This window comes from Oerskovia sp. PE-21s (assembly GCF_056158145.1).
In genome coordinates, this window is the sequence record NZ_JBUXJM010000003.1 from 89,413 (window position 1) to 113,607 (window position 24,195).

Annotated in this window: 24 protein-coding genes and 1 tRNA gene; 16 read left to right on the top strand and 9 right to left on the bottom strand. The window is 74.8% G+C overall.

Annotation, left to right across the window (positions count from 1 at the left end; all coding sequences use genetic code 11):
• Positions 1-9 precede the first annotated feature (9 nt).
• The 3 genes from hrpB (at position 10) to mgtE (ending at position 4,560) form a co-directional block, all read left to right on the top strand.
• Complete coding sequence (hrpB, locus tag ACZDYF_RS06295; protein WP_475054816.1) at positions 10-2,481, top strand: ATP-dependent helicase HrpB; 2,472 nt, start codon at positions 10-12, stop codon at positions 2,479-2,481.
• 109 nt (positions 2,482-2,590) lie between these two features.
• On the top strand, positions 2,591-3,151 hold the full coding sequence (locus ACZDYF_RS06300; protein WP_475054817.1) for a dihydrofolate reductase family protein: 561 nt from the start codon (positions 2,591-2,593) through the stop codon (positions 3,149-3,151).
• A gap of 80 nt (positions 3,152-3,231) precedes the next feature.
• Positions 3,232-4,560, top strand: a complete 1,329-nt coding sequence (gene mgtE, locus ACZDYF_RS06305) for a magnesium transporter (RefSeq protein WP_191790388.1) — start codon at positions 3,232-3,234, stop codon at positions 4,558-4,560.
• Positions 4,561-4,567: 7 nt separating this feature from the next.
• On the opposite strand, the gene ACZDYF_RS06310 is transcribed toward mgtE, so the two are convergent.
• Positions 4,568-5,680: a CAP domain-containing protein gene (locus tag ACZDYF_RS06310; RefSeq protein WP_475054820.1), complete on the bottom strand. Its 1,113-nt coding sequence runs from the start codon at positions 5,678-5,680 to the stop codon at positions 4,568-4,570.
• 116 nt (positions 5,681-5,796) lie between these two features.
• Positions 5,797-6,084 (bottom strand): Ada metal-binding domain-containing protein, encoded by a 288-nt coding sequence (locus tag ACZDYF_RS06315; protein ID WP_475054822.1) that lies wholly within the window; start codon positions 6,082-6,084, stop codon positions 5,797-5,799.
• 204 nt (positions 6,085-6,288) lie between these two features.
• Here ACZDYF_RS06315 and ACZDYF_RS06320 point away from each other — a divergent pair, with 204 nt between their 5' ends.
• The 5 genes from ACZDYF_RS06320 (at position 6,289) to ACZDYF_RS06340 (ending at position 10,341) form a co-directional block, all read left to right on the top strand.
• Positions 6,289-8,085 (top strand): SulP family inorganic anion transporter, encoded by a 1,797-nt coding sequence (locus ACZDYF_RS06320; RefSeq protein WP_475054824.1) that lies wholly within the window; start codon positions 6,289-6,291, stop codon positions 8,083-8,085.
• A 175-nt stretch (positions 8,086-8,260) separates the two neighbouring features.
• Entirely contained in the window at positions 8,261-8,929 is a 669-nt protein-coding gene (locus ACZDYF_RS06325) for a GAP family protein (RefSeq protein WP_475054826.1), read from the top strand.
• On the top strand, positions 8,926-9,390 hold the full coding sequence (locus ACZDYF_RS06330) for a Fur family transcriptional regulator (protein ID WP_475054828.1): 465 nt from the start codon (positions 8,926-8,928) through the stop codon (positions 9,388-9,390). Before ACZDYF_RS06325 ends, ACZDYF_RS06330 begins: the two co-directional genes overlap by 4 nt.
• Before the next feature lie 322 nt (positions 9,391-9,712).
• Positions 9,713-9,811: transfer RNA gene (locus ACZDYF_RS06335), tRNA-OTHER, on the top strand.
• A gap of 68 nt (positions 9,812-9,879) precedes the next feature.
• The gene (locus ACZDYF_RS06340; RefSeq protein WP_475054830.1) at positions 9,880-10,341 is read left to right on the top strand and encodes an HNH endonuclease; all 462 of its coding nucleotides are present in this window, start codon (positions 9,880-9,882) and stop codon (positions 10,339-10,341) included.
• Between the two features lie 3 nt (positions 10,342-10,344).
• Here ACZDYF_RS06340 and ACZDYF_RS06345 read toward each other — a convergent pair whose 3' ends face one another.
• The gene (locus tag ACZDYF_RS06345; RefSeq protein WP_191790395.1) at positions 10,345-10,545 is read right to left on the bottom strand and encodes a hypothetical protein; all 201 of its coding nucleotides are present in this window, start codon (positions 10,543-10,545) and stop codon (positions 10,345-10,347) included.
• 81 nt (positions 10,546-10,626) lie between these two features.
• Here ACZDYF_RS06345 and ACZDYF_RS06350 point away from each other — a divergent pair, with 81 nt between their 5' ends.
• The 3 genes from ACZDYF_RS06350 to ACZDYF_RS06360 all read left to right on the top strand — a co-directional run bounded on the left by ACZDYF_RS06350 (position 10,627) and on the right by ACZDYF_RS06360 (position 13,140).
• Complete coding sequence (locus tag ACZDYF_RS06350) at positions 10,627-11,922, top strand: MFS transporter (RefSeq protein ID WP_475054833.1); 1,296 nt, start codon at positions 10,627-10,629, stop codon at positions 11,920-11,922.
• Positions 11,923-11,927: 5 nt separating this feature from the next.
• A complete protein-coding gene (locus tag ACZDYF_RS06355; RefSeq protein WP_475054835.1) occupies positions 11,928-12,284 on the top strand; it encodes an ArsR/SmtB family transcription factor in 357 nt (118 codons plus the stop codon).
• Positions 12,285-12,411: 127 nt separating this feature from the next.
• The gene (locus tag ACZDYF_RS06360) at positions 12,412-13,140 is read left to right on the top strand and encodes a PAS and ANTAR domain-containing protein (protein WP_191790398.1); all 729 of its coding nucleotides are present in this window, start codon (positions 12,412-12,414) and stop codon (positions 13,138-13,140) included.
• 39 nt (positions 13,141-13,179) lie between these two features.
• Here ACZDYF_RS06360 and ACZDYF_RS06365 read toward each other — a convergent pair whose 3' ends face one another.
• From ACZDYF_RS06365 to ACZDYF_RS06375, 3 genes are all read right to left on the bottom strand, one after another.
• Positions 13,180-13,944 (bottom strand): GAF and ANTAR domain-containing protein, encoded by a 765-nt coding sequence (locus ACZDYF_RS06365; RefSeq protein WP_475054838.1) that lies wholly within the window; start codon positions 13,942-13,944, stop codon positions 13,180-13,182.
• A gap of 125 nt (positions 13,945-14,069) precedes the next feature.
• Positions 14,070-14,489, bottom strand: coding sequence for a CBS domain-containing protein (locus ACZDYF_RS06370; protein ID WP_191790400.1), 420 nt, complete (start codon positions 14,487-14,489; stop codon positions 14,070-14,072).
• 182 nt (positions 14,490-14,671) lie between these two features.
• Positions 14,672-15,472: an SDR family oxidoreductase gene (locus ACZDYF_RS06375; protein ID WP_475055461.1), complete on the bottom strand. Its 801-nt coding sequence runs from the start codon at positions 15,470-15,472 to the stop codon at positions 14,672-14,674.
• A 272-nt stretch (positions 15,473-15,744) separates the two neighbouring features.
• Here ACZDYF_RS06375 and ACZDYF_RS06380 point away from each other — a divergent pair, with 272 nt between their 5' ends.
• Positions 15,745-17,604, top strand: coding sequence for an FAD-dependent oxidoreductase (locus ACZDYF_RS06380; RefSeq protein WP_475054841.1), 1,860 nt, complete (start codon positions 15,745-15,747; stop codon positions 17,602-17,604).
• Positions 17,605-17,776: 172 nt separating this feature from the next.
• Here ACZDYF_RS06380 and ACZDYF_RS06385 read toward each other — a convergent pair whose 3' ends face one another.
• On the bottom strand, positions 17,777-18,529 hold the full coding sequence (locus ACZDYF_RS06385) for an endonuclease/exonuclease/phosphatase family protein (RefSeq protein WP_475054843.1): 753 nt from the start codon (positions 18,527-18,529) through the stop codon (positions 17,777-17,779).
• Between the two features lie 97 nt (positions 18,530-18,626).
• On the opposite strand from ACZDYF_RS06385, the gene ACZDYF_RS06390 reads away from it, so the two are divergent.
• Both ACZDYF_RS06390 and ACZDYF_RS06395 read left to right on the top strand, forming a co-directional pair.
• A complete protein-coding gene (locus ACZDYF_RS06390; RefSeq protein ID WP_191790403.1) occupies positions 18,627-19,247 on the top strand; it encodes an L-threonylcarbamoyladenylate synthase in 621 nt (206 codons plus the stop codon).
• 69 nt (positions 19,248-19,316) lie between these two features.
• Positions 19,317-20,726, top strand: a complete 1,410-nt coding sequence (locus ACZDYF_RS06395) for a UTP--glucose-1-phosphate uridylyltransferase (protein ID WP_475054845.1) — start codon at positions 19,317-19,319, stop codon at positions 20,724-20,726.
• 168 nt (positions 20,727-20,894) lie between these two features.
• On the opposite strand, the gene ACZDYF_RS06400 is transcribed toward ACZDYF_RS06395, so the two are convergent.
• Positions 20,895-21,566: a YigZ family protein gene (locus ACZDYF_RS06400; protein ID WP_475054846.1), complete on the bottom strand. Its 672-nt coding sequence runs from the start codon at positions 21,564-21,566 to the stop codon at positions 20,895-20,897.
• A gap of 93 nt (positions 21,567-21,659) precedes the next feature.
• On the opposite strand from ACZDYF_RS06400, the gene ACZDYF_RS06405 reads away from it, so the two are divergent.
• Complete coding sequence (locus tag ACZDYF_RS06405; RefSeq protein WP_364073091.1) at positions 21,660-22,874, top strand: Fic family protein; 1,215 nt, start codon at positions 21,660-21,662, stop codon at positions 22,872-22,874.
• Positions 22,875-22,946: 72 nt separating this feature from the next.
• Positions 22,947-23,609 (top strand): tyrosine-type recombinase/integrase, encoded by a 663-nt coding sequence (locus ACZDYF_RS06410; protein ID WP_475054849.1) that lies wholly within the window; start codon positions 22,947-22,949, stop codon positions 23,607-23,609.
• A 39-nt stretch (positions 23,610-23,648) separates the two neighbouring features.
• On the opposite strand, the gene ACZDYF_RS06415 is transcribed toward ACZDYF_RS06410, so the two are convergent.
• Entirely contained in the window at positions 23,649-24,101 is a 453-nt protein-coding gene (locus ACZDYF_RS06415; RefSeq protein ID WP_475054851.1) for a VOC family protein, read from the bottom strand.
• Positions 24,102-24,195: the final 94 nt, after the last annotated feature.

Below are 24,195 nucleotides of genomic sequence, written 5' to 3' on the forward strand. Positions count from 1 at the left end.
AATGACCCCGTGGACCCGGACCCGATCGCCCGCCTGCTCGCCTCCCCGCCCGATCTCCCGGTCCGCCACCACCTGGCCGAGCTCACCGACGCCGTCCGGGACCGGGGGGTCGCCGTGCTCCAGGCTCCGCCGGGCACGGGCAAGACGACCCTCGTCCCGCCGGCGCTCGCGGCCGCCCTGCCCGCGGGGCGTGTCGTCGTGACCCAGCCGCGCCGTATCGCCGCGCGGGCTGCCGCCCGCCGGCTCGCGCACCTGCTCGGCGAGCCGGTCGGGAGCACGGTGGGATTCGCGGTGCGCGGGGAGTCCCGGACGGGTCCCGAGACGCGCGTCGAGGTCGTCACGACCGGCGTCCTGCTGCGCCGCCTCCAGCGCGACCCGGAGCTCGCAGGGGTGGCTGTCGTCGTGCTCGACGAGGTCCACGAGCGGCACCTCGACGCCGACCTGACCCTCGCCCTGCTGGTCGACGTCCGGGCGACCCTGCGGCCAGACCTGGCCCTGGTCGCGATGTCCGCGACGATCGAGGCCGAGCGCACCGCGCGCCTCCTCGGCGACGGGCTCCCCGCGCCGGTCGTGGTCGCGGACGGCAGCCTGTTCCCCGTCGAGGAGGTGTGGGCGCCGTCGCCCGGGCCGCGGCTCGGCGAGCGCGGCGTACCGCGCGCGTTCCTCGACCACGTCGCGGCGACCACGCGCCGGGCGCTGACCGAGCAGTCCGGCGACGTGCTGGTCTTCGTGCCCGGCGCGGGCGAGGTCGACGGCGTCGCGCGCCGTCTGTCCGGCCTGGACGCCGACGTGCGTCCTCTGCACGGGCGCCTGCCCGCGCGCGAGCAAGACCTGGCCCTGACGCCCGGGCCACGCCGCCGGGTCGTGGTCTCCACGGCCGTCGCCGAGTCCTCGCTCACCGTGCCCGGGTTGCGGGTGGTCGTCGACGCGGGACTGTCCCGCGAGCCGCGCACCGACCACCGGCGCGGCCTCGCGGGTCTCGTGACGGTCCGCGTGAGCCGTGCGGCGGCCGAGCAGCGCGCCGGGCGCGCCGGACGTGAGGGACCGGGGGCCGTGTACCGCTGCTGGTCGCCGGGGGAGCACGCCCAGCTCGTCGCGCACCCGACGCCCGAGATCCTCACCGCGGACCTCGTCGCGTTCGCGCTCGAGCTCGCGTCCTGGGGGAGCCCGGACGGGGCGGGGCTCGCGCTCCTCGACGCCCCGCCCGCGGCCGCGATGACGGTCGCGCGCGGGACCCTCGAGGCGCTCGGCGCCGTTCATCCGGACGGGACGGTCACGCCTCGGGGGCGCGAGATCGCGCGCGTCCCGGCCGACCCCCGGCTCGCGCGGGCCCTGCTGGACGCGAGCGACGTCGTCGGGCCGCGGCTCGCCGCCGAGGTGGTGGCCCTCCTGTCCGACGACGTGCGCGCACGCGGTGCGGACCTCGTCGCCGCCCTGCGGGACGCCCGGCGGGGCGGCCCGGCGAGCGGGGCGTGGCGCGCGCAGGCCGAGCGGCTCCAGGGTCTCGTTCCCGCGCCGGGGGGCGGACGCCGCGAGGACCTGAGCCTGGACCTCGCGGTCGGGCTCGTCGTCGCGCTCGCGCACCCCGACCGGGTCGCGCGCAGGCGGCCGAACGGGTCGACGTACCTCATGGTCTCGGGCACCGGGGCCGCGCTGCCGCCCGGGTCCCCGCTCGCGGGGTACGACTGGCTCGCCGTCGCGGACGCCGACCGCGGCGCCGGCAGGCGCGACGCGACGATCCGCTCGGCCGCACCCGTCGACGAGGACCTCGCGTACGAGGCCGCGTCCGCGGCCCTGCGCGACGACGACACCGTCACGTGGTCGGGCGGGCGCATCCAGGCGCGGCGCACGACGCGGCTCGGCGCGATCGAGATCGCCTCGCAGAAGGTCGCCGACCCGCCCGCCGACCAGGTCGTCGCGGCGCTGCGGACCGGGCTCGAGCGCGAGGGCCTCGACGTCCTGCCCTGGCGCGAGCCCGCGCGCGAGCTGAGGCACCGGCTCGCGTTCCTGCACCGCGCCCTGGGCGAACCGTGGCCCGACGTGTCCGACCAGGCCCTGCTCACGGGACTCGACGCGTGGCTCGGGCCCGACCTCGCCAAGGTCCGCAAGGCCGCCGACCTCCAGCGCCTCGACGTGACCAGCGCCCTGCGGCGCCTGCTGCCGTGGCCCGCGGCGGGCCGGCTCGACGAGCTCGCCCCCGTGCGCGTCGACCTGCCCGGGGGACGCAGCGCCCGCCTCGACTACACCGGGGACCAGCCCGTGCTCGCCGTCAAGGTGCAGGACGCCTTCGGGGGGCGGGCCACGCCCCGCGTCGCCGACGGCCGCGTGCCCGTGCTGCTGCACCTGCTCTCCCCGGCCAGGCGCCCCGCCGCGATCACCGCGGACCTCGAGTCGTTCTGGGGCACGGGGTACGCGCAGGTGCGCGCCGAGCTGCGCCGCCGCTACCCCAAGCACGACTGGCCCGAGGACCCGACGGCCTGATCGGGTCCGCGCTGCCGCCGAGCGGCGCTGCCCCCGAACGGCGCAGCGCCTGCGCGGCCACCGGCCTACGCTGGGACGGACCGCGACGGAACCCGGCGAGGAGCGCACCGTGGCACGGCTGACCTGCACCGGCATCATGTCCCTCGACGGCTACGTCGCCGACGCCTCCGGCTCGTTCGGGTGGAGCACCCCCGACGAGGAGGTGCACGCGTTCGTCGACGACCTCGAGCGCTCCGTCGGGACCTTCCTCCTGGGGCGCCGGGTCTACGAGGTCATGCGCGTGTGGGACGACCCCGCCATGCTCGACGACGAGTCGCCCGCCGTCCGTGACTACGCGCGCATCTGGCGCGACGCGGACAAGGTCGTGTACTCGACCACGCTCGACGACCCGGGCCTGGCGCGCACGCGCGTCGAGCGGTCGTTCGACCCGGTCTCCGCCCGCGCGCTCGTGGACCGCGCCGAGCGCGAGGTCGGCATCGGCGGACTGACCCTGGCCGCGCAGGCGCTCGCGGCCGGGATCGTCGACGAGGTGCGGGTGTTCGTGCACCCGGTGCTGGTGGGCGGCGGCACGTCCTTCTACCCCGCGGGCGTCCGGCTCGACCTCGAGCTGCTCGACGAGCGCCGCTTCACGGGCGGCGTGGTCTACACGAGGTACCGCGTCGCGAGCTGACGCCCTCCCGTGCCGTGGGCCTCGTCACGTCGTGCCGTCTCCGCCGGGCCTGTGGTCGGCCGTCCTGAGAAGGTGGGGCCATGCGCGCACACTCCGAGCCCCGGACCGAGCGACCCCACGACCTGGAGGACCTGCAGCACCGCATCGCGAGCATGGACACGCAGGAGGTCGTCGACGAGCTCGGGCGCCTGGGCGACCAGCGGCGCGCGGTCGCGTTCCGCCTGCTGCCCAAGGGGCGCGCGGTCGAGGTCTTCGAGGACCTCGACCCGGCGATCCAGGCGGAGCTCGTCGAGGCGTTGCGGTCCGAGGCGACCGCGGAGATCTTCGCGGCCCTCGACCCGGACGACCGGGCGTCGCTGCTCGACGAGCTGCCCGCGGGTGTCGCGGCCCGGCTCCTGGGCGGGCTCGGGCCCGACGAGCGGGCCCTGACGACCGCGCTGCTCGGGTATCCCGAGGACAGCGCGGGCAGGCGCATGTCCCCCAGGGTGGCGTCGGTGCGGCGCGGCACGAGCGTCGCGGGGGCCCTCGACGCGCTGCGCCGGGCGGGCGACGACGTCGAGACGATCTACACCGTGCCCGTCCTCGGTGCCGGGCGCGTGGTCGAGGGCGTCGTGTCGTTGCGCCGGCTGCTCGTGAGCGACCCGGACGCCCTGGTCGAGGACGTCATGTCCCCGGCCGTGACGGTCGAGGCGACCGACGACCAGGAGCACGCGGCCAACGTCGTGCGCGACGGCGGGTACGTCGCGGTGCCCGTGGTCGACCACGAACGCCGCCTCCTGGGCGTGCTCACGGTCGACGACGCGATGCGCATCCTCGAGGCCGAGGACGACGAGGACTCTGCCCGCGTGGGTGGCTCGGAGCCGCTGCGCCGCCCGTACCTGACCGTCTCGGTCCTGGGGCTGGTGCGGGCGCGCGTGGTGTGGCTCCTGCTGCTGATCGTCGCGGCGAGCCTCACGGTCGGGGTGCAGAGCTACTTCGAGGCCGAGCTCGACGCGGTCGTGGCGCTCGCGCTGTTCATCCCGCTGCTCATCGGCACGGGCGGGAACGCAGGGTCCCAGGCCGCGACGACCGTGGTCCGCGCGCTGGCGGTGGGTGACATCCGCCGCGGCGACCTGCTGCGCGTCGTGGGGCGCGAGATGCTCACCGGCCTCCTGCTCGGGACGGTGCTCGCCGCGGTCGGCTTCGGTCCGGCGGCCTGGGTCGCGGGGGTGTCGATCGCGCAGGTGCTCGCGATCACGGTCGTGGGGGTGTGCGTGCTCGCGACGACGGTCGGGTCGAGCATCCCGATCCTGGCGCGCCGCGTGGGTATCGACCCGGCGATCGTCGCGGCGCCCTTCATCTCGACGTTCGTCGACACCCTGGGGCTGGTCATCTACTTCTCGGTCGCGAAGGTGGTCCTGGGTATCTGAGGCGCGCTCAGTCCTGCGGGGGCCGCGCACCTCGGACCTGCGCGGACCGGCGGCGCGCGCCCACGACGCTCAGCGACATCGCGGCAAGGACCGCGAGGGCGGCGATCACCCAGCCGTAGGCCGGGACCTCGGGAGTCGTCGTCGCGCCCGGCGGGGTCGGGTTCCCGGAGGGCGTCCCGCTGCCCGACGGCGTCGCGCCCGTCTCCCGCGCGGCCGCGGCTCGCGTGCCGGTCGCGTCGCCCGGCGTCTGCTGGCCGGTCGCGCGAGACTCGGCCGCGGCACCGTCGGGGACTGCGGGACCGGCGGAAGCCGCGGGTGCTGGCGCCGGGGTGGGCGGCGGGTCGAGGGCGAGCGCTGCCGTGGTCGCGGGGCCCACGACGCCGTCCGGGGCGAGACCCCGCGCGCCCTGGAACGCGACGACCGCGGCGGACGTCGCGGGGCCGTACGCACCGTCGGCGGCGAGGTCCTGGCCGTGGAGTCGCAGTCGTTCCTGGAGGGCCTGGACCTCGGGCCCCGAGGCGCCGAGCACCAGGCCGAGGGGGGAGCGAGGCCGGCCGGCCGCAGACCTGCCTGTTTTGTCCGTTCCGCCCGTCGTGCCCGCGGCGACCGGCGAGCGGTTCGACCGGTCGGGAGCCGCCTGCGCCGGCGGCCGCGCGGGAGCAGAAGGGGCCGCACCGGGGTAGGCGGCGAACACCTCGGCGACGTAGGCGCCCCCCGCGGCATCGGTCGCGTACCCGACCCCGACCGACGTGAACGTCGAGGACAGGATGTTGGCCCGGTGCCCCGGGGAGCCCATGAGGCTCGCGTGCAGGCCCGACGGCGACGGGTCGGTGGACCACGCCACGTTCTCGCCCCACGAGGACCAGCCGCCAGGGATCTGCGCGCCCGTCGACGGGTTGTGGCTCATCGAGCCGTTCGCGGCCATCCGCTCGGCCCACGCCTGGGCGACGCCGGCGAGCCCGGGGTCGTGCTCCAGGGGCGCGAGCCCCGCGGACGAGCGCGCGCCGTCCACGAGACCCACCACGTCCCCGGCCCCCGAGGCCCGGGCCGGTGCGCCCGTGCTCAGGCCCACCGGCACCGTCAGCACGAGGGTCGTGAGCGCGACGAGGAGCGTGGTCATCCGGCGTGCGCGCACGGTGCCTCCCGGGTGGTCGGGCAAGGACGGGTCGGGTCCACTGTGCCGTGACCGGGTCGCTCGTGCGCGCGGGCGGCGCCTCGAGCGCCTCGGTGCCCCGCTCAGCCCTGCGGGTCCAGGGCTGCCTGGGAGAGCCTCCACTCGCGGTACCTCTCGCGCAGGCACACCGCGCACGGCCGGTACCCGGCGGCGATCGCGGTCTGCTCGTCGGCGAAGAACACGCGATGGGCCACGTAGCCACCGCGCGCGATCGCGCGGGCGGCGCCGGGGCAGTCGAGCCGGCCGTAGATCCGGGAGCGTCGGTGGCCGCCGAGAGTCCCGGGGACGGTGCTGAGGGTCGGGACGCGGTCGGGTCCGAGCAGTCGGTAGAGCCGTGGCGTCGTGCTCACGGGGGCGCTCCTGGGGTGGGGAGACCGGGCGGACGTGCTGACCTCGTAGACGCCCGTGCCGTGCGCGACGTGAGGTGGCGTGCTGGGGTGTGAGGTGGGGAGCGGCGCCGTCGGGCGGGACGGGCTTCCTGATGCCGACCGCGGCGCGCGCGGATACGTTCGCCCGTGAGGCGCGCACGGCGCCCACGGTCGAGAGGCGGGCGCATGCCGACGAGCACCAGGCCACCCACCCGCGCGCAGCGACCGTGGTTCGTGTTCGCGTCCCTGCAGGGATACCGCGGGGCCTGGCTGCGGGGCGACGTGGTCGCGGGCCTGACCGTGTGGGCCGTCCTCGTGCCCGAGTCGCTCGCGTACGCGACCATCGCGGGCGTCTCGCCCGTCGTGGGCCTGTACGCCGCGGTGCCCTCGCTGATCCTGTACGCGGCGTTCGGCAGCTCGCGCCACCTGGTCGTGGGGCCCATGTCCGCGACCGCGGCTCTGTCCGCGAGCGTGGTCGCCGCCTTCCGGCCCGGCGACGACGCCGCGTTCGTCGCGCTGACCACGGCCGTCGCGCTCGTGACCGGGGTCCTGTGCCTGGTGGCGGGCATCGCGCGCCTCGGGTTCCTGGCCTCGTTCATCTCCGAGCCCGTGCTCAAGGGGTTCATCGTGGGCCTCGCGCTCACGATCGTGATCGGGCAGGTGCCCGCCCTGCTGGGCGTCGACAAGGGCGAGGGGAACTTCTTCGAGAAGCTCTGGACGATCCTCACCGAGCTCGGCACGGCGCACCCCCTGACCGTGGTCCTGGGCCTGGGGTCCCTCGCGGCGGTCCTCGCGATCAAGCGCTGGCTGCCCAAGGTGCCCGGCTCGCTCGTCGTGGTCGGGATCGGGATCGCCCTGGTCCTGCTGCTCGGGCTCGACGACGACGGCGTCGACATCGTCGGCCCCATCCAGGCCGGGCTCCCCGCGCTCGGCCTCCCGACGGGCGTCGACTGGAACACCTGGACCGACCTGGTCGGCCCGGCCGCGGGCGTCATGCTCGTGGGCTTCGCCGAGGCCCTGGGTGCCGCCAAGACGTACGCCTCGCGCGAAGGCTACGACATCGACGCCAACCGCGAGCTCGTCGGCATGGGCGCCGCGAACCTCGGCGCGGGCCTCGCGTCCGGGATGGTCGTCAACGGCAGCCTGTCCAAGACCGCGGTCAACGGCGGCGCGGGCGCCAAGAGCCAGGTCTCGGGCCTCGTCGCCGCAGCGCTGACACTCTTGACGCTGCTGTTCCTCACGCCCGTGTTCGAGTCCCTGCCCGAGGCCACGCTCGCGGCCGTCGTCATCGCCGCCGTGATCGAGCTCGTCGACGTCAAGGCCCTGCGCCGCCTGTACCGCCTCGCGACGCCGCGCTCCAAGGCCCTGTACGGGGGAGCGGCCCGGCACGACTTCTGGGCGGCGCTCGCGGCCATGCTCGGCGTCCTGGTGTTCGACACCCTGCCCGGCCTCGTGCTCGGGATCGTCCTCTCGCTGTTCCTGCTCCTCGGCCGCGCCTCACGCCCCCACGTGGCCGTGCTCGTGCGCAGCTCGCACGGCGTGTGGGTCGACCGCGCGCGGCGCATCGCCACGGGCAAGGACGGGGGCCGGGGCGTCGAGGGGGCGCTCGTGGTGCGCGTCGAGTCGGGCCTGTTCTTCGCCAACGCGGACACCGTGCGCGCGGCGGTCCGGCGCCTGGTCGCCGACGCGTCCCCGCGCGTCGTGGTCCTCGACGCCGAGACCGTGCCGTTCGTGGACGTCGAGGCCGCCGAGATGCTCGTGACCCTGCACCGCGACCTCGACCGGGTCGGTGCGCGCCTGGCCCTGGCCCGCGACGTGGGTCAGGTGCGGGACGTCCTGCGCGGCGCCGTCGGGCCGGACGAGATGCCACCCGCCTACCCCGACGTCGACACCGCGCTGCGCGACCTCCTGCCCGCCGCGGCCGCAGGCTCGGGCTCGGCCGGGGGCGCGGGAGAGCCCGCCGCGGGCGCGTCGCCCGCCTGACTCCCGCCTGCCCGACGCCGCCGGCGCACCGCGCGGCGTCCCGCAGCCCGTCGACCGTGGCCCTTCGCGCGCGGTCGGCCGGGCGCAGCACTACGGTCGGGATGACCGGACCCGCGGGCAGCCGCGAGACCCGGGACGCGGCGCCGACCGGCGACGCACGACGAGAGGAAGAGCCGTGGGCCCAGCCGTCGGTCAGTCCCTGCCCATCGCGGTGGGGGTCCTCATCAGCCCCATGCCCATCGTGGCGGTCGTGCTGATGCTCGTCAGCAGGAAGGCGAAGGCCAACGGCTTCTCGTTCCTGCTGGGGTGGATCGTGGGGATCGCGGCCCTCGGGTCGATCGTGCTGCTCGTGGCCGGCGCTGCCACGCCCGACGCGTCCGGGCCCCCGGCGTGGGCGAGCGTCGTCAAGATCGTCCTGGGCGTCCTGCTGCTGCTCCTCGCGGTCTCGCAGTGGCGCGGACGCCCGCACGAGGGCGCGAGCCCCCGACCGCCGAGGTGGATGAGCGCGATCGACGCCTTCACGCCCGTCAAGGCGTTCGGCCTCGCCGTCCTGCTCGGGGCGGTCAACCCCAAGAACCTGCTGCTCGTCGTGTCCGGTGCCGCGGCGATCGCCGCCGCAACGCCCGCGACGTCCGAGCAGCTCGGGGCCCTCGCGGTGTTCGTCGTCGTGGCGAGCCTGGGGGTCGCGGCCCCCGTCGTGATCTACCTGGCCATGGGGGCCCGGGCAGCGACGCTGCTCGACGGGCTCAAGGCCTGGATGATCCAGAACAACGCCGTCATCATGGCCGTGCTGCTCCTGGTGCTCGGGGCCAAGATGATCGGTGACGGGATCACGGCGCTGTGAGCGAGGCGGCGGGCGCGGTGCCGCAGACCGACGAGCGGGTCCAGGCGGCGCTCGACCTCCTGCGGGCCGGCGGGCACCGTGTGACCGAGGCGCGCCGCGCCGTCCTGGAGGTCCTCGCGACCGAGGAGGGGCACCCGAGCGCCGACGAGCTGTGCACCCGGGTCCACGACCGGCACCCGGGCATCCACCGGGCCACGGTCTACCGCACGGTCGACCGGCTCACGACGCTGGGCGTGGTGACGCACGTGCACATCGGTGGTGGTGCGACCGCCTACCACCTGGCCCCGGGCGGACCCGTGCGCGAGCACCTGCACGCGATCTGCGACTCGTGCGGGCGGATCATCGACCTGCCGGGCGACCTGCTCGACCCCGTGACCACCTGGCTCTCGACCGAGGCAGGCTTCACGCTCGCCCCGGCGCACGTCGCGCTGTCCGGCACGTGCGCGGACTGCCGGGAGTGAAGTCCGCCGCGGGGGGAACGCGACGCACGAGGGTCGGTCGACCGTGCTCGTCCGCGCGACCCGCGCGCGATCTCCCCGAAAAACCCTTGCCCTGGCCCGGGGGCAGGCCGCTACTGTGGTGCACGTCCGGTCAGGAGGCCGGTCGCCGGTCGGGGCAGCCCGCGCGGCGCTCGCTCCTGACCCGTTCTCATGAGGTGCCGCTCCGGCGGCCCGCACGAGCTGACGCACACGAGACCGCGCCACAGTGGTAGCGCGGCGAGCCAGGCACATGAACCTGGCCACGACGGGGACCCGTGGTGTGCGTGGAGGTTCCAAGTCGCCCGGACTGCAGTCGGGCGGCACCCCTGGAGAGGCATGTGCCAAGGACGGCGACGGGGCGCACCAGCGCCCCGTGGGGCGGGTTCGATTCCCGCCCTCTCCGCAGACGACGTGGGTGGCCCGCGGCGCCGAGGATCTCGGTACCGCGGGTCGCAGACAGGGAGTCGGTCGATGAGCGAGGTCCTCATCTACAACCTGGGCGGCGGGCAGGTCCTGGGCCGTGTCTCGCTCGGGCACGCGATCCGTATGCTGCACCGCCGGGTCGCGGCCGTGCGGGAGGCCGTCGAGGGGGAGACCTTCGGCCCGTACCAGCGCCCGGTCTCTGTCGAGCTGGTGCGCTACGTCCACTCCCGCTGGGTCTACGAGCGCACGGGCCGCGTCCCGTACTCGCGCGCCGCGCTGCTGCGTCGCGACAAGCACCGTTGCGGCTACTGCGGTCGCCCTGCGACGACCATGGACCACGTGGTGCCCCGGTGCCAGGGGGGGGCCACGACCTGGCTCAACGCCGTGGCGGCGTGCGAGGCGTGCAACAGCGCCAAGGCGGGCCGGACTCCCCAGGAGGCCGGCATGACGTTGCGTTCGCGACCCTTCGAGCCCGTGCTCGCCGACGTCTACCCGTACGGGAAGCGCTGAGCGTCAGGGCGACGGGGAGTTCTCGACCCGGATGGTGCCGTCGTCCTCGAGGACGAGCCGGTGCGGGTCGCCGTCGGCGAGGCGCAGGGCGTGCTCGAGCGCGAGCTGCGGCACGTCCAGGGCCCAGTCCGGCAGGTGGCGGTGCGTGCGCAGCGCGTCGAGGATCGGACCGGGCGGGATGCGGCGGGACGTCAGGTCGGACACGGCTCCAGGATCCCACGGCCGGCTCCACCCGCACCGCTTGCATGGTTGCGTGACTGCGCAAACAGGCAGGATGATGGGGGCATGCTCTCGGCCCTCGCGCACCCCGTCTACCGGCGCCTGTTCGCCGCGCAGGTCGTGGCCCTCGCGGGCACCGGCGTCGCGACGGTCGCGCTCGGCCTGCTCGCCTACGACCTCGCGGGCCCCCGCGCGGGCGTCGTCCTCGGGACGGTCTTCACGGTCAAGATGGTCGCCTACGTCGTCCTGGCCCCGCTCGCGGCCACGCTCGTGGCGCGGGTTCCACGGCGGCTGGTCCTGGTCGGCGCGGACCTCGTGCGCCTGGTCGTGGCTCTCGCGCTGCCCCTCGTGGGGGAGGTGTGGCAGGTCCTCGTGCTCGTCCTGGTCCTCCAGAGCGCGTCGGCGACGTTCACGCCGACGTTCCAGTCCGTCGTCCCCGACGTCCTGCCCGACGAGCGCGACTACACCGCCGCACTGTCCCTGTCCCGGCTCGCCTACGACCTCGAGGCCGTCGCGTCCCCGGCGCTCGCGGCCGTCCTCCTGCTCGCACTGAGCCCGGCCGGGCTGTTCTGGGGGACCGCGGTGGGGTTCGGGGCCTCGGCGCTCCTCGTGGCCACGGTCGTGCTGCCGCGAGTCCCCGGCGCCGCGGGCGCGACGACGGACGGCCACGTCGCGGCGACCGAGCCCGACGGGCCGTTCGGCGCGCGCGTGCGCCGGGGGGCGGGGATCTTCCTGCGCACGCCCGCGCTGCGGCCCGTGCTCGCGCTGAACCTCGCGGTCGCGGCCGCGGGCGCTCTCGTCCTGGTCCAGACGGTCGTGATCGCCCGCACGGTCCTGGGGCTGGGGCCCGACGGCGTCGCTCTCCTCCTGGCCGTGTGCGGCAGCGGGTCGGTGGCCGCCGCGCTCGTCCTGCCGCGGGTCCTGCGCGCCTGGCCCGAGCGTCGTGTGATGCTCGGGGGAGCGGCCCTGCTCACGGTGGGCTGCGCCGTCGTCCCCCTGGTGCTCGCGGCTCCCGCGGGGGTCGCCGTGGCCGGGGTGTGCGCCGCCTGGGTCGCGATCGGCGCCGGGTGGTCGGCGGTCGAGACCCCCGTCGGGCGCCTCGTGCGGCGCTCGGTGGACCGAGGGCACCTCCACCTGGCCTTCGCCGCGCAGTTCTCGTCGTCGCACGCGTGCTGGCTGGTCACGTACCCGCTCGCGGGGTGGCTCGGGACGCTCGGCCTGGCGGCCGCCGCGACGGCGCTGGCCCTCGTCGCGGGCGCCGCGACCGGGCTCGCGCACGTGCTGTGGCCGGGGTCCGTCGCCGGTGAGGCGCCTCTACCGGGCGCCGATCGCGTGCGAGCCGCCGCGAGGGTGGGACCATGAGGGGGATGGCCACCACGCAGCGTGACTCGCTCCCCGTCCCACCCCCCGAGGTCGACCTCGACCGTGCGGTCGAGGTGCTGCGCCTGCTCGCCGACCGCACCCGCCTCGCGGTGCTGCAGATGCTGACGGGCACCGAGATGCCGGTGACCGCGATCGCCGAGGCCCTCGACCGTCCCGTCCCCGCGATCTCCCAGCACCTCGCGAAGCTGCGCGCCGGGCATCTCGTGACGTCGCGGCGCGAGGGCACGAGCGTCTACTACGCGCCCGCGACCGAGCACGTCGAGGCGCTCGTCACGAACGTCCTGCACCACACCGAGCACATGCTCTACCCGCGCCCGCCGCACCACGTCCGCGAGGCGTGAGTCCCCGCTCGCGCCGGGCGCTCGCGCCATGGACGGGGCTTTGACCTACGCGCGCGGCGGTCTAAGGTGAGGCACCTAGGAGTCAGGAAGCGGCCCCTCGACACGCACGTGCTGAGAGCGAGCCATCATGACCACCGAACAGTCCCCTCGCAGGCGTCGCCGCGACCCGCTCGCGGAGGCGTTGAGCCTCGGGCGGGCCCATCCCACCGGCCAGTACCGCGTCGACCTGCGCACCAGCGAGTGGTGGTGGTCCGAAGAGGTCTACCTGCTGCACGGGCTGACGCCCGACTCCGTCGTGCCGAGCGCGGCTCTCCTCGTCCAGCACAAGCACCCCGACGACCGCGACACGGTCCTGCGCGACCTCGCGCTGCTGCGCACCACCGGGCGCCCCTTCAGTGCCAGCCACCGCATCGTGGATGCGCGCGGGCGCACCAGGACCGTCACGGTGACGGGTCAGGGCCGCCGCGACGCCTCGGGGGCCGTGGTCGAGGTGATCGGCATGATGATCGACACGTCCGCCGCGCACGAGGACGCGCTGCGCCGTGAGGTCACGCGCCAGGTCGCGGTCGGTCTCCAGGACCGCGCCGTCGTCGACCAGGCCAAGGGCGTCATCATGGCCTCGCACGGGCTGGACCCGGACGGCGCGCTCGACCTGCTCGTCGTGCACGCGAGCGAGAGCAGCCGACGCCTGCCCGACGTGGCACGCGAGCTGATCGACGCGATCGCGGCCGGCGGCGGCCTGGGCGGTCGCGCCAAGGACCGGGTCGACGCGTGCCTGGCCGCCCTCGAGCCCGGCAGCGTGAGCCGCCCGGGCGGCGCACAGCTCTTCCGGCGCAAGGGAGCGGTCACGGGCTGAGCCGCCGACGCCCGGACGGGACCCGCCCGGGCCCGACGGCTACGTCACCGGGAACTTGCGTGTCTCGACGACCTCGCGGGCGAGGTCGTAGAGCTTGACGTTCGAGTCCTGCGAGACGCGGCTCAGCACCGAGAACGCGCGCTGCGCCGAGAGCTGGTAGCGCTCCATGAGGATGCCCTGGGCCTGGCCGATCACGGTGCGGGTCTGCACGGCGCTCGTGAGCTGCTCCTCGGTGCGCGCGGCGGTCAGTGCCGCCGCGGCGACCGCGGCGAACGTCGAGACGATCGACAGCGCCGTGGCGGGAAACGCGCCCGTGGAGCGCGAGTACAGGTTCAGGGCGCCGTGCGAGGTCTCGCTCGTGAAGAGCTGGACGCACAGCATCGAGCGCACCCCGAGCTCCGCGTGGACCTGGTCGGCCCACCGCTGCCAGCGAGGCTCGGCCGCGAGGTCGTTGGTGCGCACCAGGTCGGTCTCGCGGATCGCGTCGAGGCACGGGCCCTCGTTCAGGGCGTACTGGAGCTCGTCCCCGCGCCGGGCGAGGTCGTGCGACGCGGCGGGGGTCTCGATGCGCCCTTTGCGGGTCATGAGCGAGATCCCGGCGGCGTCGCAGCCCTCGACCATCGCGACCGCGAGCTCGACCGTGCGGTCGAGCGTCTCCTGGAGGCTGGGCTCCTCGGCGAGCGTCCGCGCGGCCGACGCGATCGACGACTCGATCGCGGTGGCGGGGCTCGCCCCGGTGCCGAACTCGGCGGTCGTGGCGACGGCGAGGGCGTCGTCCTTCGTCTGCTGCAGATCCTGCGTCATCGTGCGTCCCGTTCGTGCTCGGGGGTGGCCGGTCGTCGGCGCACGACCGCGCCGTTCCTCCACCTGTCGAGGACAACGCTACGCGGTCCGTGGGCGGCCACCGCGCGTGGGGGCCCGGGGGCTGCTCACGCGTCCTGCAGGTCCGCGGTGTCGCGGGCACCGACCGTGACCTGCCCGCGCTCGATCGCGGTCACGAGGTCCGAGAGGCGGACGATGCCCACCAGGTCCGGTCCGACCATGACGGGCAGTCGCAGCAAGGCGTGTCGTTCCATGATCCGCACGGCCTCCCGGGCCGGGTCCTGGGGGCTCAGGACCACGAGGTCCTCGGTGCACAGGTCGCCCACGGGGTGGTCCGGCGAGGCGTCGTCGGCCAGTGCCCGCACGATGCTGCGGTCCGTGAGGATGCCCAGCACGTCCCTGTCGTCGAGCACGACGGCGTCACCCGAGTCCTCGTCGATCATGGTGCGGGCGGCCTGCGCGACGGTCGCGGTGCGCTCGACCGTGCAGAACGCCGTGGACATGAGCTGTGCGATGGTCGTCGGCATCGTCGCCTCCGTGGTCCCTGCCATGATCCGTGCCCTGAACGGCGAGCCGCTCCTTGGCCCGGTACCCACCCTAGCCCGCGCCGGTCAGGCGGGCGGCTCGTGGGGTCCACGGGCGAGGCCGGCACAGGCGCCGTGAGGGGCCCGTGCCGACCTCGCGTCGAGGGAACGTCGCGAGGGCGGCGTCAGAACACCGGCTTGCCGCCCGTGACCCCGAGCACGGTCGCCGAGACGTAGCCCGCGTCGGCGGGCGAGGCCAGGAAGACGAAGGCCGGTGCGACCTCGGCCGGCTGCCCGGCCCGCCCGAGCGGGGTGTCGGCCCCGAACTGCTCGATCTTCTCGGGCGGCTGCGTCGCGGGCTGCAGCGGCGTCCAGATGGGTCCCGGGGCCACCGCGTTGACGCGGATGCCGCGCTCACCGACCTCGGCCGCGAGGTTGACCGTGAAGTTGTTGATCGCCGCCTTGGTCGCCGCGTAGTCCAGGAGCGAGGTGGAGGGCTGGTAGGCCTGGATCGAGGAGACGTTGATGATCGACGCGCCCTCCCCCAGGTGCTCGAGCGCGGCCTGCGTCACCCAGAACAGCGCGTACAGGTTGGTCTTGAGCACCCGGTCGAGGTCCTCGGTCGTGACGTCGGCGATCGAGGACCGTCGAGCCATCTGGAAGCCGGCGTTGTTCACGAGGACGTCCAGCCCCCCGAGCTGCTCGACGGCGTCGGCGACGAGCGCGCGGCACTGCGGCTCCTCGCGCAGGTCCCCGGGCAGCAAGACGGCCGTGCGGCCCGCCTCGCGCACCCAGCGCGCGGTCTCCTCGGCGTCGGACTGCTCCTCGGGCAGGTAGCCGATCGCGACGTCCGCCCCCTCGCGTGCGAACGCGATCGCGACCGCACGCCCGATGCCCGAGTCGCCTCCCGTGATCAGGGCCCGCAGGCCGGCGAGCCTGCCCGAGCCCCGGTAGGACGACTCGCCGTGGTCGGGCAGCGGGTTCATGGGGGGCGTCAGGCCCGGGGGCTCCTGCTGCTGGGCGGGGAAGGCGGGGGTCTGGTCGGTCACTGGATCCTCCTTCAGGTCGCCGCACGCGCGCACGCCGGTCGGCGGCCCGCGGCGGGCGAGGTGTTCTCGGGTCCAGTCCACGCTAGGACGGCGCTCGCGGACTCGCAGCACGAGCGCCGACCCGGCCGCTCGGCGACGGGTGGGCGCCGCGGTGGCAGGATGAGCACCTGCCGGGCGCGAGGGAGCGCCCGAAGAACGAGGTGGCCACGATGACCAAGGGAGGCTGCGACGAGCGGGCGGACGGGCGCGAGGACGCGCGCCGCGACCCCGGGGGCGTCTCGCACGACGTCGACGTCCTCGTGGTGGGGTCGGGCTTCGGCGGTTCCGTGGCTGCCCTGCGCCTGACCGAGAAGGGCTACCGGGTCGCGGTCCTGGAGGCGGGCCGGCGCTTCGCCGACGAGGACTTCGCGAAGACCTCCTGGCACCTGCGCGACTTCCTGTGGGCCCCGCGCCTGGGCTGCCTCGGGATCCAGCGCGTGCACCGGCTGCGCGACGTCCTGGTCCTGGCGGGCGCAGGGGTGGGGGGCGGCTCGCTCGTGTACGCCAACACGCTGTACGAGCCCCTCGACGCCTTCTACACGGACCCCGCCTGGGGCCACCTGACGGACTGGAAGGCCGAGCTCGCCCCGTACTACGACCAGGCGCGGCGCATGCTGGGCGTGGTCACGTACGCGGGCCGCACGCCGGCCGACGACGCCATGGCCCTGGTCGCCCGCGAGATGGGCGTCGGGGGCTCCTTCACCCCCGCTCCCGTGGGGGTGCTGTTCGGCACCCCCGGGGCCCGGGTGCCCGACCCGTTCTTCGGCGGCGCGGGCCCCGAACGTCGCGGCTGCCTCGAGTGCGGGCAGTGCATGACCGGCTGCCGCCACGGCGCGAAGAACACCCTCGTCAAGAACTACCTGCACCTCGCCGAGCGCGGCGGGGCGAGGATCCACGCCCTGGAGACGGTCACGCGGATCGCCCCGCTGCCCGGGGGCGGCTACGAGGTCACCTCCCGCCGTACCGACCGTGCGTCCGTCCGGCGCACCCGCTGGACCGCCGAGCACGTTGTCCTCGCCGCGGGCGCGCACGGCACGCAGCGCCTCCTGCACGCCCAGCGCGACGCCGGCACGCTCCCCGGCCTCTCGCCACGGCTCGGGATGCTCACGCGCACCAACTCCGAGGCGCTCCTGGGTGCGACCGCAGACCGGCCTCACCCCTCGGACCCCCCCGTGCCCGACTACACGCGCGGCGTCGCGATCACCTCGTCCTTCCACCCCGACGCCCACACGCACGTCGAACCCGTGCGCTACGGCCGCGGCTCGAACGCCATGGCCCTCCTGCAGACCGTCCTCGTCACGCCCCGCGGCGCTCGCGGCCTGCGCCGACCCGGCCTGCGCGGACCCGGCAGCGAGCAGCCCGACGACGGCGATCGCCAGGACCCGTCGCCCACGCCCGGCGCGTGGTTGCGCGAGCTGTGGGCGCAGCGCCGTCGCCTCCCGGCCATGCTCGACCTCCGGGGCTGGTCCGAGCGCACCGTGATCGCCCTGGTGATGCAGAGCCACGATAACTCGCTCACGACCTACACGAGACGCACGTGGACGGGGCGACGTCGCATGACCTCACGTCAGGGCCACGGTGCCCCGAACCCCGGCTGGATCCCGGCGGCGCACGAGGCAGCCCGGCGGCTGGCCCGGGTCATGGGCGGCGCGCCGGGCGGGAGCATCGGGGAACCGTTCGGCATGCCGCTCACGGCGCACTTCCTGGGCGGGTGCGCGATCGGCGCCTGTGCGGCGACGGGGGTCGTCGACGCGTACCAGCGGGTGTTCGGCCACGAGGGGCTGCACGTCCTGGACGGGGCGGCGGTGAGCGCGAACCTGGGCGTCAACCCGTCGCTGACGATCACGGCGCAGGCCGAGCGGGCCGTCGCGCTGTGGCCCAACCGGGGCGAGGCCGACCCCCGGCCGCCGCTCGGGAGCGACTACCGGCGGGTCGCCCCGGTCGCGCCGCGCAGGCCCCTCGTACCGGCGTCGGCCCCCGGGGCGCTGCGCCTTCCCGTGGTCCGGGTCACGCACGGCGGCGCGTCCTGACGCAGGGTCGGTGCAGGGGAGAGGTGCCCTCGGCCCACCGGCGGATGCCCGGTCGAACACATGTTCGACCGGATGCGGCGCCCGGTCGGTCGATGTCGAACAGGTGTTCGAGCCGAGCTGCGCCTGTCGGCTCGCGGATCGAACACCCGTTCGACCCGGTGGGGGAAGGGCCTCAGGAGCCTCCTGCGCCGTCGAGCTCCACGTCGACGACGACCGCCCGATGGTCCGACAACCCGGTGTCGACCGCCCGACCCGGCGCGAGCGGGCGCACCCCGCCGTCGGCCAGGACATGATCGATCTGCAACGTCGGGTGCGAGACCGGGTAGGACCGCGCGACCGCCAACGGGCTCCACCCCGTGACCGTCGCGGGGATCTCCGACCGAAGGTTCAGGTCCCCCAGCAGGACGAGCGGCCGCGGCGCCCCCGCCAAGCCCCTCACCAGCCGCTCGAGCTGGTGCTCGCCCCACCCGTCGAGGAAGCTCAGGTGCGTCGCCGCCACCGTCAACGGACCTTGCGGCGTCGCCACCACCGCGACCACGGCCGCCCGCGGCTCGTCGAGCCGCCACCGGCGCGCCCGCTGGTCGGTCGCCCGGGGCAGGGGGCGCCACCACGGGCGGCGAGGCAACGGCAGGACCCGCCACTCGAGCGCGGGGAACCTCGACAGCAGGGCCACGCCGTACTGCGCCCGACCGTCCGCCGAACGCCGGTCGAGCGTCGGGGCGAACCGGTGCTCGACCGCGCCCATCGCCTCGGCCGCCACCTGCGCCAGGTCCGCCCGTCCCGAACGGTGCTGGTTGCGGTCCACCTCCTGCAGCGCCAGGACGTCCGCGTCGAGATCGGCCACCGCCCGGGCGAAGCGGTCCACGTCCACCAGGTCGTCGCTGGTCGACCGGCCGTGCAGGATGTTGAAGGTCGCGAGTCGCATCGCACCGATTCTCCCCCCACCGACGCCGCCGTGCTCGCCGTCGGGCGCGAGCCGGCTCCCGGCGGCAGCCCCACCGCGGCGGGCCTAGGCTCACGCCATGGCCAAGTACTTCGACGTCCACCCCGTCGACCCCCAGCCCCGCGCGATCGACCAGATCGTCACGCTCCTGCGCGACGACGCCCTCATCGCCTACCCCACGGACTCCTGCTACGCGCTCGGCGCCCGCATCGACTCCCACAGCGCCACCCAACGCATCCGCGACATCCGCCACCTCGGCGACAAGCACCACTTCACGCTCGTGTGCGCCGACTTCGCGCAGCTCGGACAGCTCGTCAAGATCGACAACGCGGCCTTCCGCGCCATCAAGGCCTCCACGCCCGGCAGCTACACCTTCATCCTGCCCGCGACCGCCGAGGTGCCCCGACGCCTCGCCCACCCCAAGAAGAAGACCGTCGGCGTCCGCATCCCCGACCACGCCGTGACCCAGGCCATCCTGCGCGCCCTCGGCGAACCCCTGCTGTCCAGCACGCTCCTCCTGCCCGGTGAGGACGAACCCATGACCCAGGGCTGGGAGATCAAGGAAGCCCTCGACCACCAGGTCGACGCCGTCGTCGACTCCGGGGACTGCGGCACCGAACCCACCACCGTCGTCGACTTCTCCTCCGGCACCGCCGAGGTCGTCCGCGTCGGCGCAGGAGACCCCACCCGCTTCGAGTGACCACGGACGTGACCGACACCCCACGAGACCGCCCAGCACGAGCAGGCACCCAGACCTAGCATCGACACCATGAGCAGCCAGGGCCTCACCCACTCCCAGCACAAGATGGCCGACGCCGGCGTCCACCCCACCGCGATCGACGTCTTCAGCCGCTTCTACGAGCTCCTCGACGGCGGCGCCACCGGCACCGTCCCCGAGACCGACGTCGACCCCCTCACCGACGTCACCCACCGCCACGGCCTCGACATCAGCCCCGACGACGCCGCCACCGCCCTCTCCCGCACCGCGCTCGTCAAGCTCAACGGCGGCCTCGGCACCTCCATGGGCATGGACCGCGCCAAGTCGCTCCTCACCGTCCGCGACACCAGCCACGGCCCCCTGACCTTCCTCGACATCATCGCCGGACAGGTCCGCGCCGCCCGCGCCGCCACCGGCGCACGCCTCCCGCTGCTCTTCATGAACAGCTTCCGCACGCGAGACGACACCCTCGCGGCGCTCGCGGCCTACCCGGACCTCGCGGTCGACGGTCTGCCGCTCGACTTCCTGCAGAACCGCGAGCCCAAGCTGCGTGCGGACGACCTCGAGCCCGTCGAGTGGCCGGACGACCCCGACCTGGAGTGGTGCCCGCCCGGTCACGGGGACCTGTACACGGCACTCGTGACGTCGGGGGCGCTCCAGCGGCTCCTGGACGCGGGGTACCTGTACGCGAGCGTCTCCAACTCGGACAACCTCGGTGCGGCTCCGGACGCGGCCATGGCCGGGTGGTTCGCGGCGTCGGGTGCACCGTTCGCGGCCGAGGTCGCGCGCCGCACGCCCGCTGACCGCAAGGGCGGCCACCTCGTCGTGCGGCGCTCCGACGGACGCCTGGTGCTGCGCGAGACCGCACAGACGCCCGAGGAGGACCTGGCTGCGGCCGGGGACATCGAGCGTCACCGGTACTTCAACACGAACAACCTGTGGCTCGACCTGCGTGCGCTGTCCGCCGAGCTCGACCGCACCGGGGGAGTCCTCGAGCTTCCCCTGATCCGCAACCCCAAGACGGTCGACCCCACCGACCCGTCCTCGACGCCCGTGATCCAGATCGAGTCGGCGATGGGCGCCGCGATCGAGGTCTTCGAGGGATCGACCGTCATCGAGGTCGACCGCAGCCGCTTCCTGCCCGTCAAGGCGACGAGCGACCTGCTGCTGCTGCGCTCGGACGTGTACGAGCTCGGTGACGACTTCACGCTCGCGGCGCAGGTCGAGGCGCCGCTGATCGACCTCGACGGCGCGCACTACAAGCTCGTCGGTGACTTCGACGCCCGGTTCGCGCAGGGCGCGCCGTCGTTGCGCGGGGCGCGCAGCCTCACCGTGCGGGGCGACTGGACGTTCGGCCGCGGAGTCGTGGCCGAGGGGGACGCGGTCCTGGCGGACGCGGGCGAGCCGTCGACCGTCCCGGACGGGGCGCACGTCGGACCCGAGGGGATCGGGACCCGCTGACGCGGTGATCCGCCGCGTCCCGCCCGTGGGCGGGACGCGGCAGGGCCCTGGCGGGGCCCACGGGACCGCTGACGGCCTGTGGGAGGGGCGTGGCGTCGTCGGGCGGGTTCCTGCCGCCCGACGACGTCACGCGGCCCGGGAGGGGCCCCTGCGTGCGCTCAGGGCCGCTCAGGCGGGGACGTCGACGATGCGTCGATCTCCCACGGCGGGGGAGATCGCTCCGCTCGACGCCGACGCGACGTCCGCGTCGAGCGCGGCGAGGTCGGCGGGCGGGACCAGGAGGCGGAAGGTGGCCGACCCCGCGTAGTCGGTGCCCTCGAGGACGGCGCCACGGGTCTGGCACCACTCGTGGAGGACGTTGCCGATACGGCCGGCCTCGGCGTGCGGGACGTCGACCGCGACCTCGACCATGACCTCGCGCCGCAGCACGGGTGCGAGGTCGAGGGTCTCGCTCACGGCGTTCGAGTAGGCGCGCACGAGCCCGCCCGCGCCGAGCAGCACCCCACCGAAGTAGCGCGTGACGACCGCGACGAGGTCGGTCACGTGCCGGTGCCGCAGAACTTCCAGCATGGGGATGCCCGCCGTGCCCGAGGGCTCGCCGTCGTCGCTCGAGCGCTGCTGGTCGGCGTGCGTCCCCACGACGAGCGCGGTGCAGTGGTGCCGGGCGTCCCAGTGGTCCTTGCGCACGCGCGCGATCACGGACTCCGCCTCGGCGACCGACGTGACCGGGTGCAGGAGCGTGAGGAAGCGGGACTTCTTGATCACGAGCTCGTGCTCGACCGGGGCGGCGATCGTCGACGGGAGCGGCGCTTTCTCGGGGGAGTGCGGGAGGGGAGCCATCGACGCCCAGCCTAGCCAACCTTGACTTGAGAGTGCCCAAGTCAAGGTTAGAGGGCATAACCTTGACGTGATGAGGCACAAGGAAGGGTTGCCATGACAGGTGGACGTGTCGGGACGACTGCTCCGGAGGTCGCCGCCTGGCCGCCGCACGGCGCCGAGGTCAGGCCGTGGTCGTCGACCTCGCGCGGTCCGCGCGAGGACCGCATGCTGCGCGAGATCACCGTGTCGTTGCCGCCCCGGATCGCAGGCCTCGCCTACGTCCCCTCGGCCGAGGAGGCCGCGGACATCGAGCGGGCCGCGGTGGACATCACCCGCCTCGACGCGGTCCACGGACCCGTCCTCTCGTCGTTCGCGACGTTCCTGCTGCGCACGGAGGCCGTCGCCTCGTCGCGGATCGAGCGACACGACGCGAGCCTGGCCGACCTGGCCCGGGCGACGATCGGCATGAAGTCCGGGAAGGACGCGCAGGTCACCGTCGCGGCCGCGCGGGCGGTGTCTCGGCTCGTCGACGCGGCGGGCCGGGCGGGGACGATCGAGCTCGACGACCTCCTCGCCGCCCACCGGACGCTCCTCAAGGACGACCCGCTCGACGGGCCCACCGCGGGAACGCTCCGCACGGTGCAGAACTGGATCGGCGGGTCCGACTGGTCGCCGCGCGGCGCGGTGCACGTGCCGCCGCCGCCCGAGCTCGTGCCCGGGTACATGGAGGACCTGATCGCCTTCCTGCGACGTGACGACCTTCCGGCGGTGGCGCAGGCCGCGATCGCGCACGCCCAGTTCGAGTCGATCCACCCGTTCACCGACGGCAACGGGCGGATCGGACGTGCCCTGATCGGGGCCGTGTGGCGGCGGCGCGGGCTGGCCCCGACCCTGGTCGTCCCGGTCGCGTCGGCCATGCTCGCGGACACGGGGGAGTACTTCGCCCGCGTCAACGCTTACCGGGACGGGCGCGTGGCGCAGTTCGTGCGATACCTGGCGACGAGCGCGTCGGCCGCGGCGCGCGAGGCGCGCATCTCGGCCGACAACCTGTCCGAGCTGCCGGCGGCATGGCGGGGGGAGGTGCGTCCCCGGGCGGGGTCGGCCGCGGCCGCGCTCCTCGACGGGTTGCTGGACCATCCGGTGCTCGACGGGGATCTCGCCCGGCAGGTCGCCGGGACCTCGGCGGCGGCGGCCTACGAGGCGCTCCATCGGCTCACGGAAGCAGGGGTCCTGTCTCGGCTCTCGACGTCCCAGCGGCACGGGGTGTGGGCGGCGACCGAGGTGCTGGGAGAGATCGACGACCTCACGAGGCGGCTCCGCGAGGCCTGACGAGCCCGGACGGACCCTGACACGCTGCACCCTCTGATCAAAAAAGTGTGCCAAGCGGCTAGGATGGCTTCCATGGTCACCAACGCTGCCGACTCACCCCCACCAGCCTCGACGGGCGGGGACGGCCCGGACGGTCCCGCTCCGGCGCTCGCCCCGCGCTACCCGCGCCCGCCGGTGACGCGGGACGAGGCCGAGTGGGTCTGGCGTGAGCTGTCGGTCGGTGCCATGTACGCGTCGACCAAGCCGGAGATGGTGCGCCTGGCGGTCATCGTCGGTCTGACCCGTGCGACGGGGGCCAGGTACTCCGACCTGCTGCGCTGCACGGTCGACTCGCTCGACCTGGGGCCTACGGGCCCCCAGGCGGGGGAGGGGAGTGTCGTGGTGCAGCACGGCAAGCACCGCACCGTGCGCGAGCACCGCCTCGAACCGGGCGTGGTCATGGTCCTGCGTCGCTGGATGGACGTCCGGGACGAGCTGTGCTCCGAGCTGGAGGGGTCCGTGCCGCGGGCACTGCTCCTGACGGTCCACCACACGCACGACAACGGCATCACGGTGGCCAGCGGGCTGCCCATCACGAAGCAGGGGCTGGTGCTGTCCTGGCGGCGCTTCGTGCAGCGCACCAACGCGCGGTACGGCGGGGTGCGCCCCCCGCTGCCGACGCGCTTCGAGCAGGTCCGTCGGGCGTGGCACGCACCGGCCGAGGGTGAGCCGGCTGAGCAGCCGGCGCAGGCCTAGCCCCGCGGCCGGGGCCACGACGGGCCCGACGGCGGAGGGTCACCCCTCGCGCGGATCGGCCGCGGGGGAGGGGGGCGAGTGCGGGCCGAGCTCCTGGAACAGCGTGATCTGCAGGCCGGCAGGGGCGTCCAGGCGCGCGTTGAGGGAGTCCCAGGGCGTGCGGACCGGTGGTGCCACGAGCGAGGCCCCGGCGTCGACGAGGTCGGTCGTGACCGCCGCGGTGTCGGCCACCTCGAACGCGACGCGCAGGCGTGGCGCGACCTGCCTGCCCACCTCGACGTCGTCGATCATGCGCTTCTGCGCGGGGTTGGCGATCTCCAGGGTGGCGCGCCCGGCGTCGAGGATCGCGACGCGGGCGTCGCCCTCGCCGGTGTACGCCTCGAGCTGGGGGAGACCCAGGGAGTCGCGGTAGAAGGCGAGCGCCTGCTCGTAGTCCTCGGCCTCGACGACCAGACGGAGCTGCAGGACGGGGCGGGTGGGGGTGTCGACCATCAGGTCACGGTAGGTCAGTCGGTCGGATGGTGCGCGTCGATCTGCCGCACACCTCTCCTGGATAAAATAGTGTGCCAAGCGTATCAACCACGCA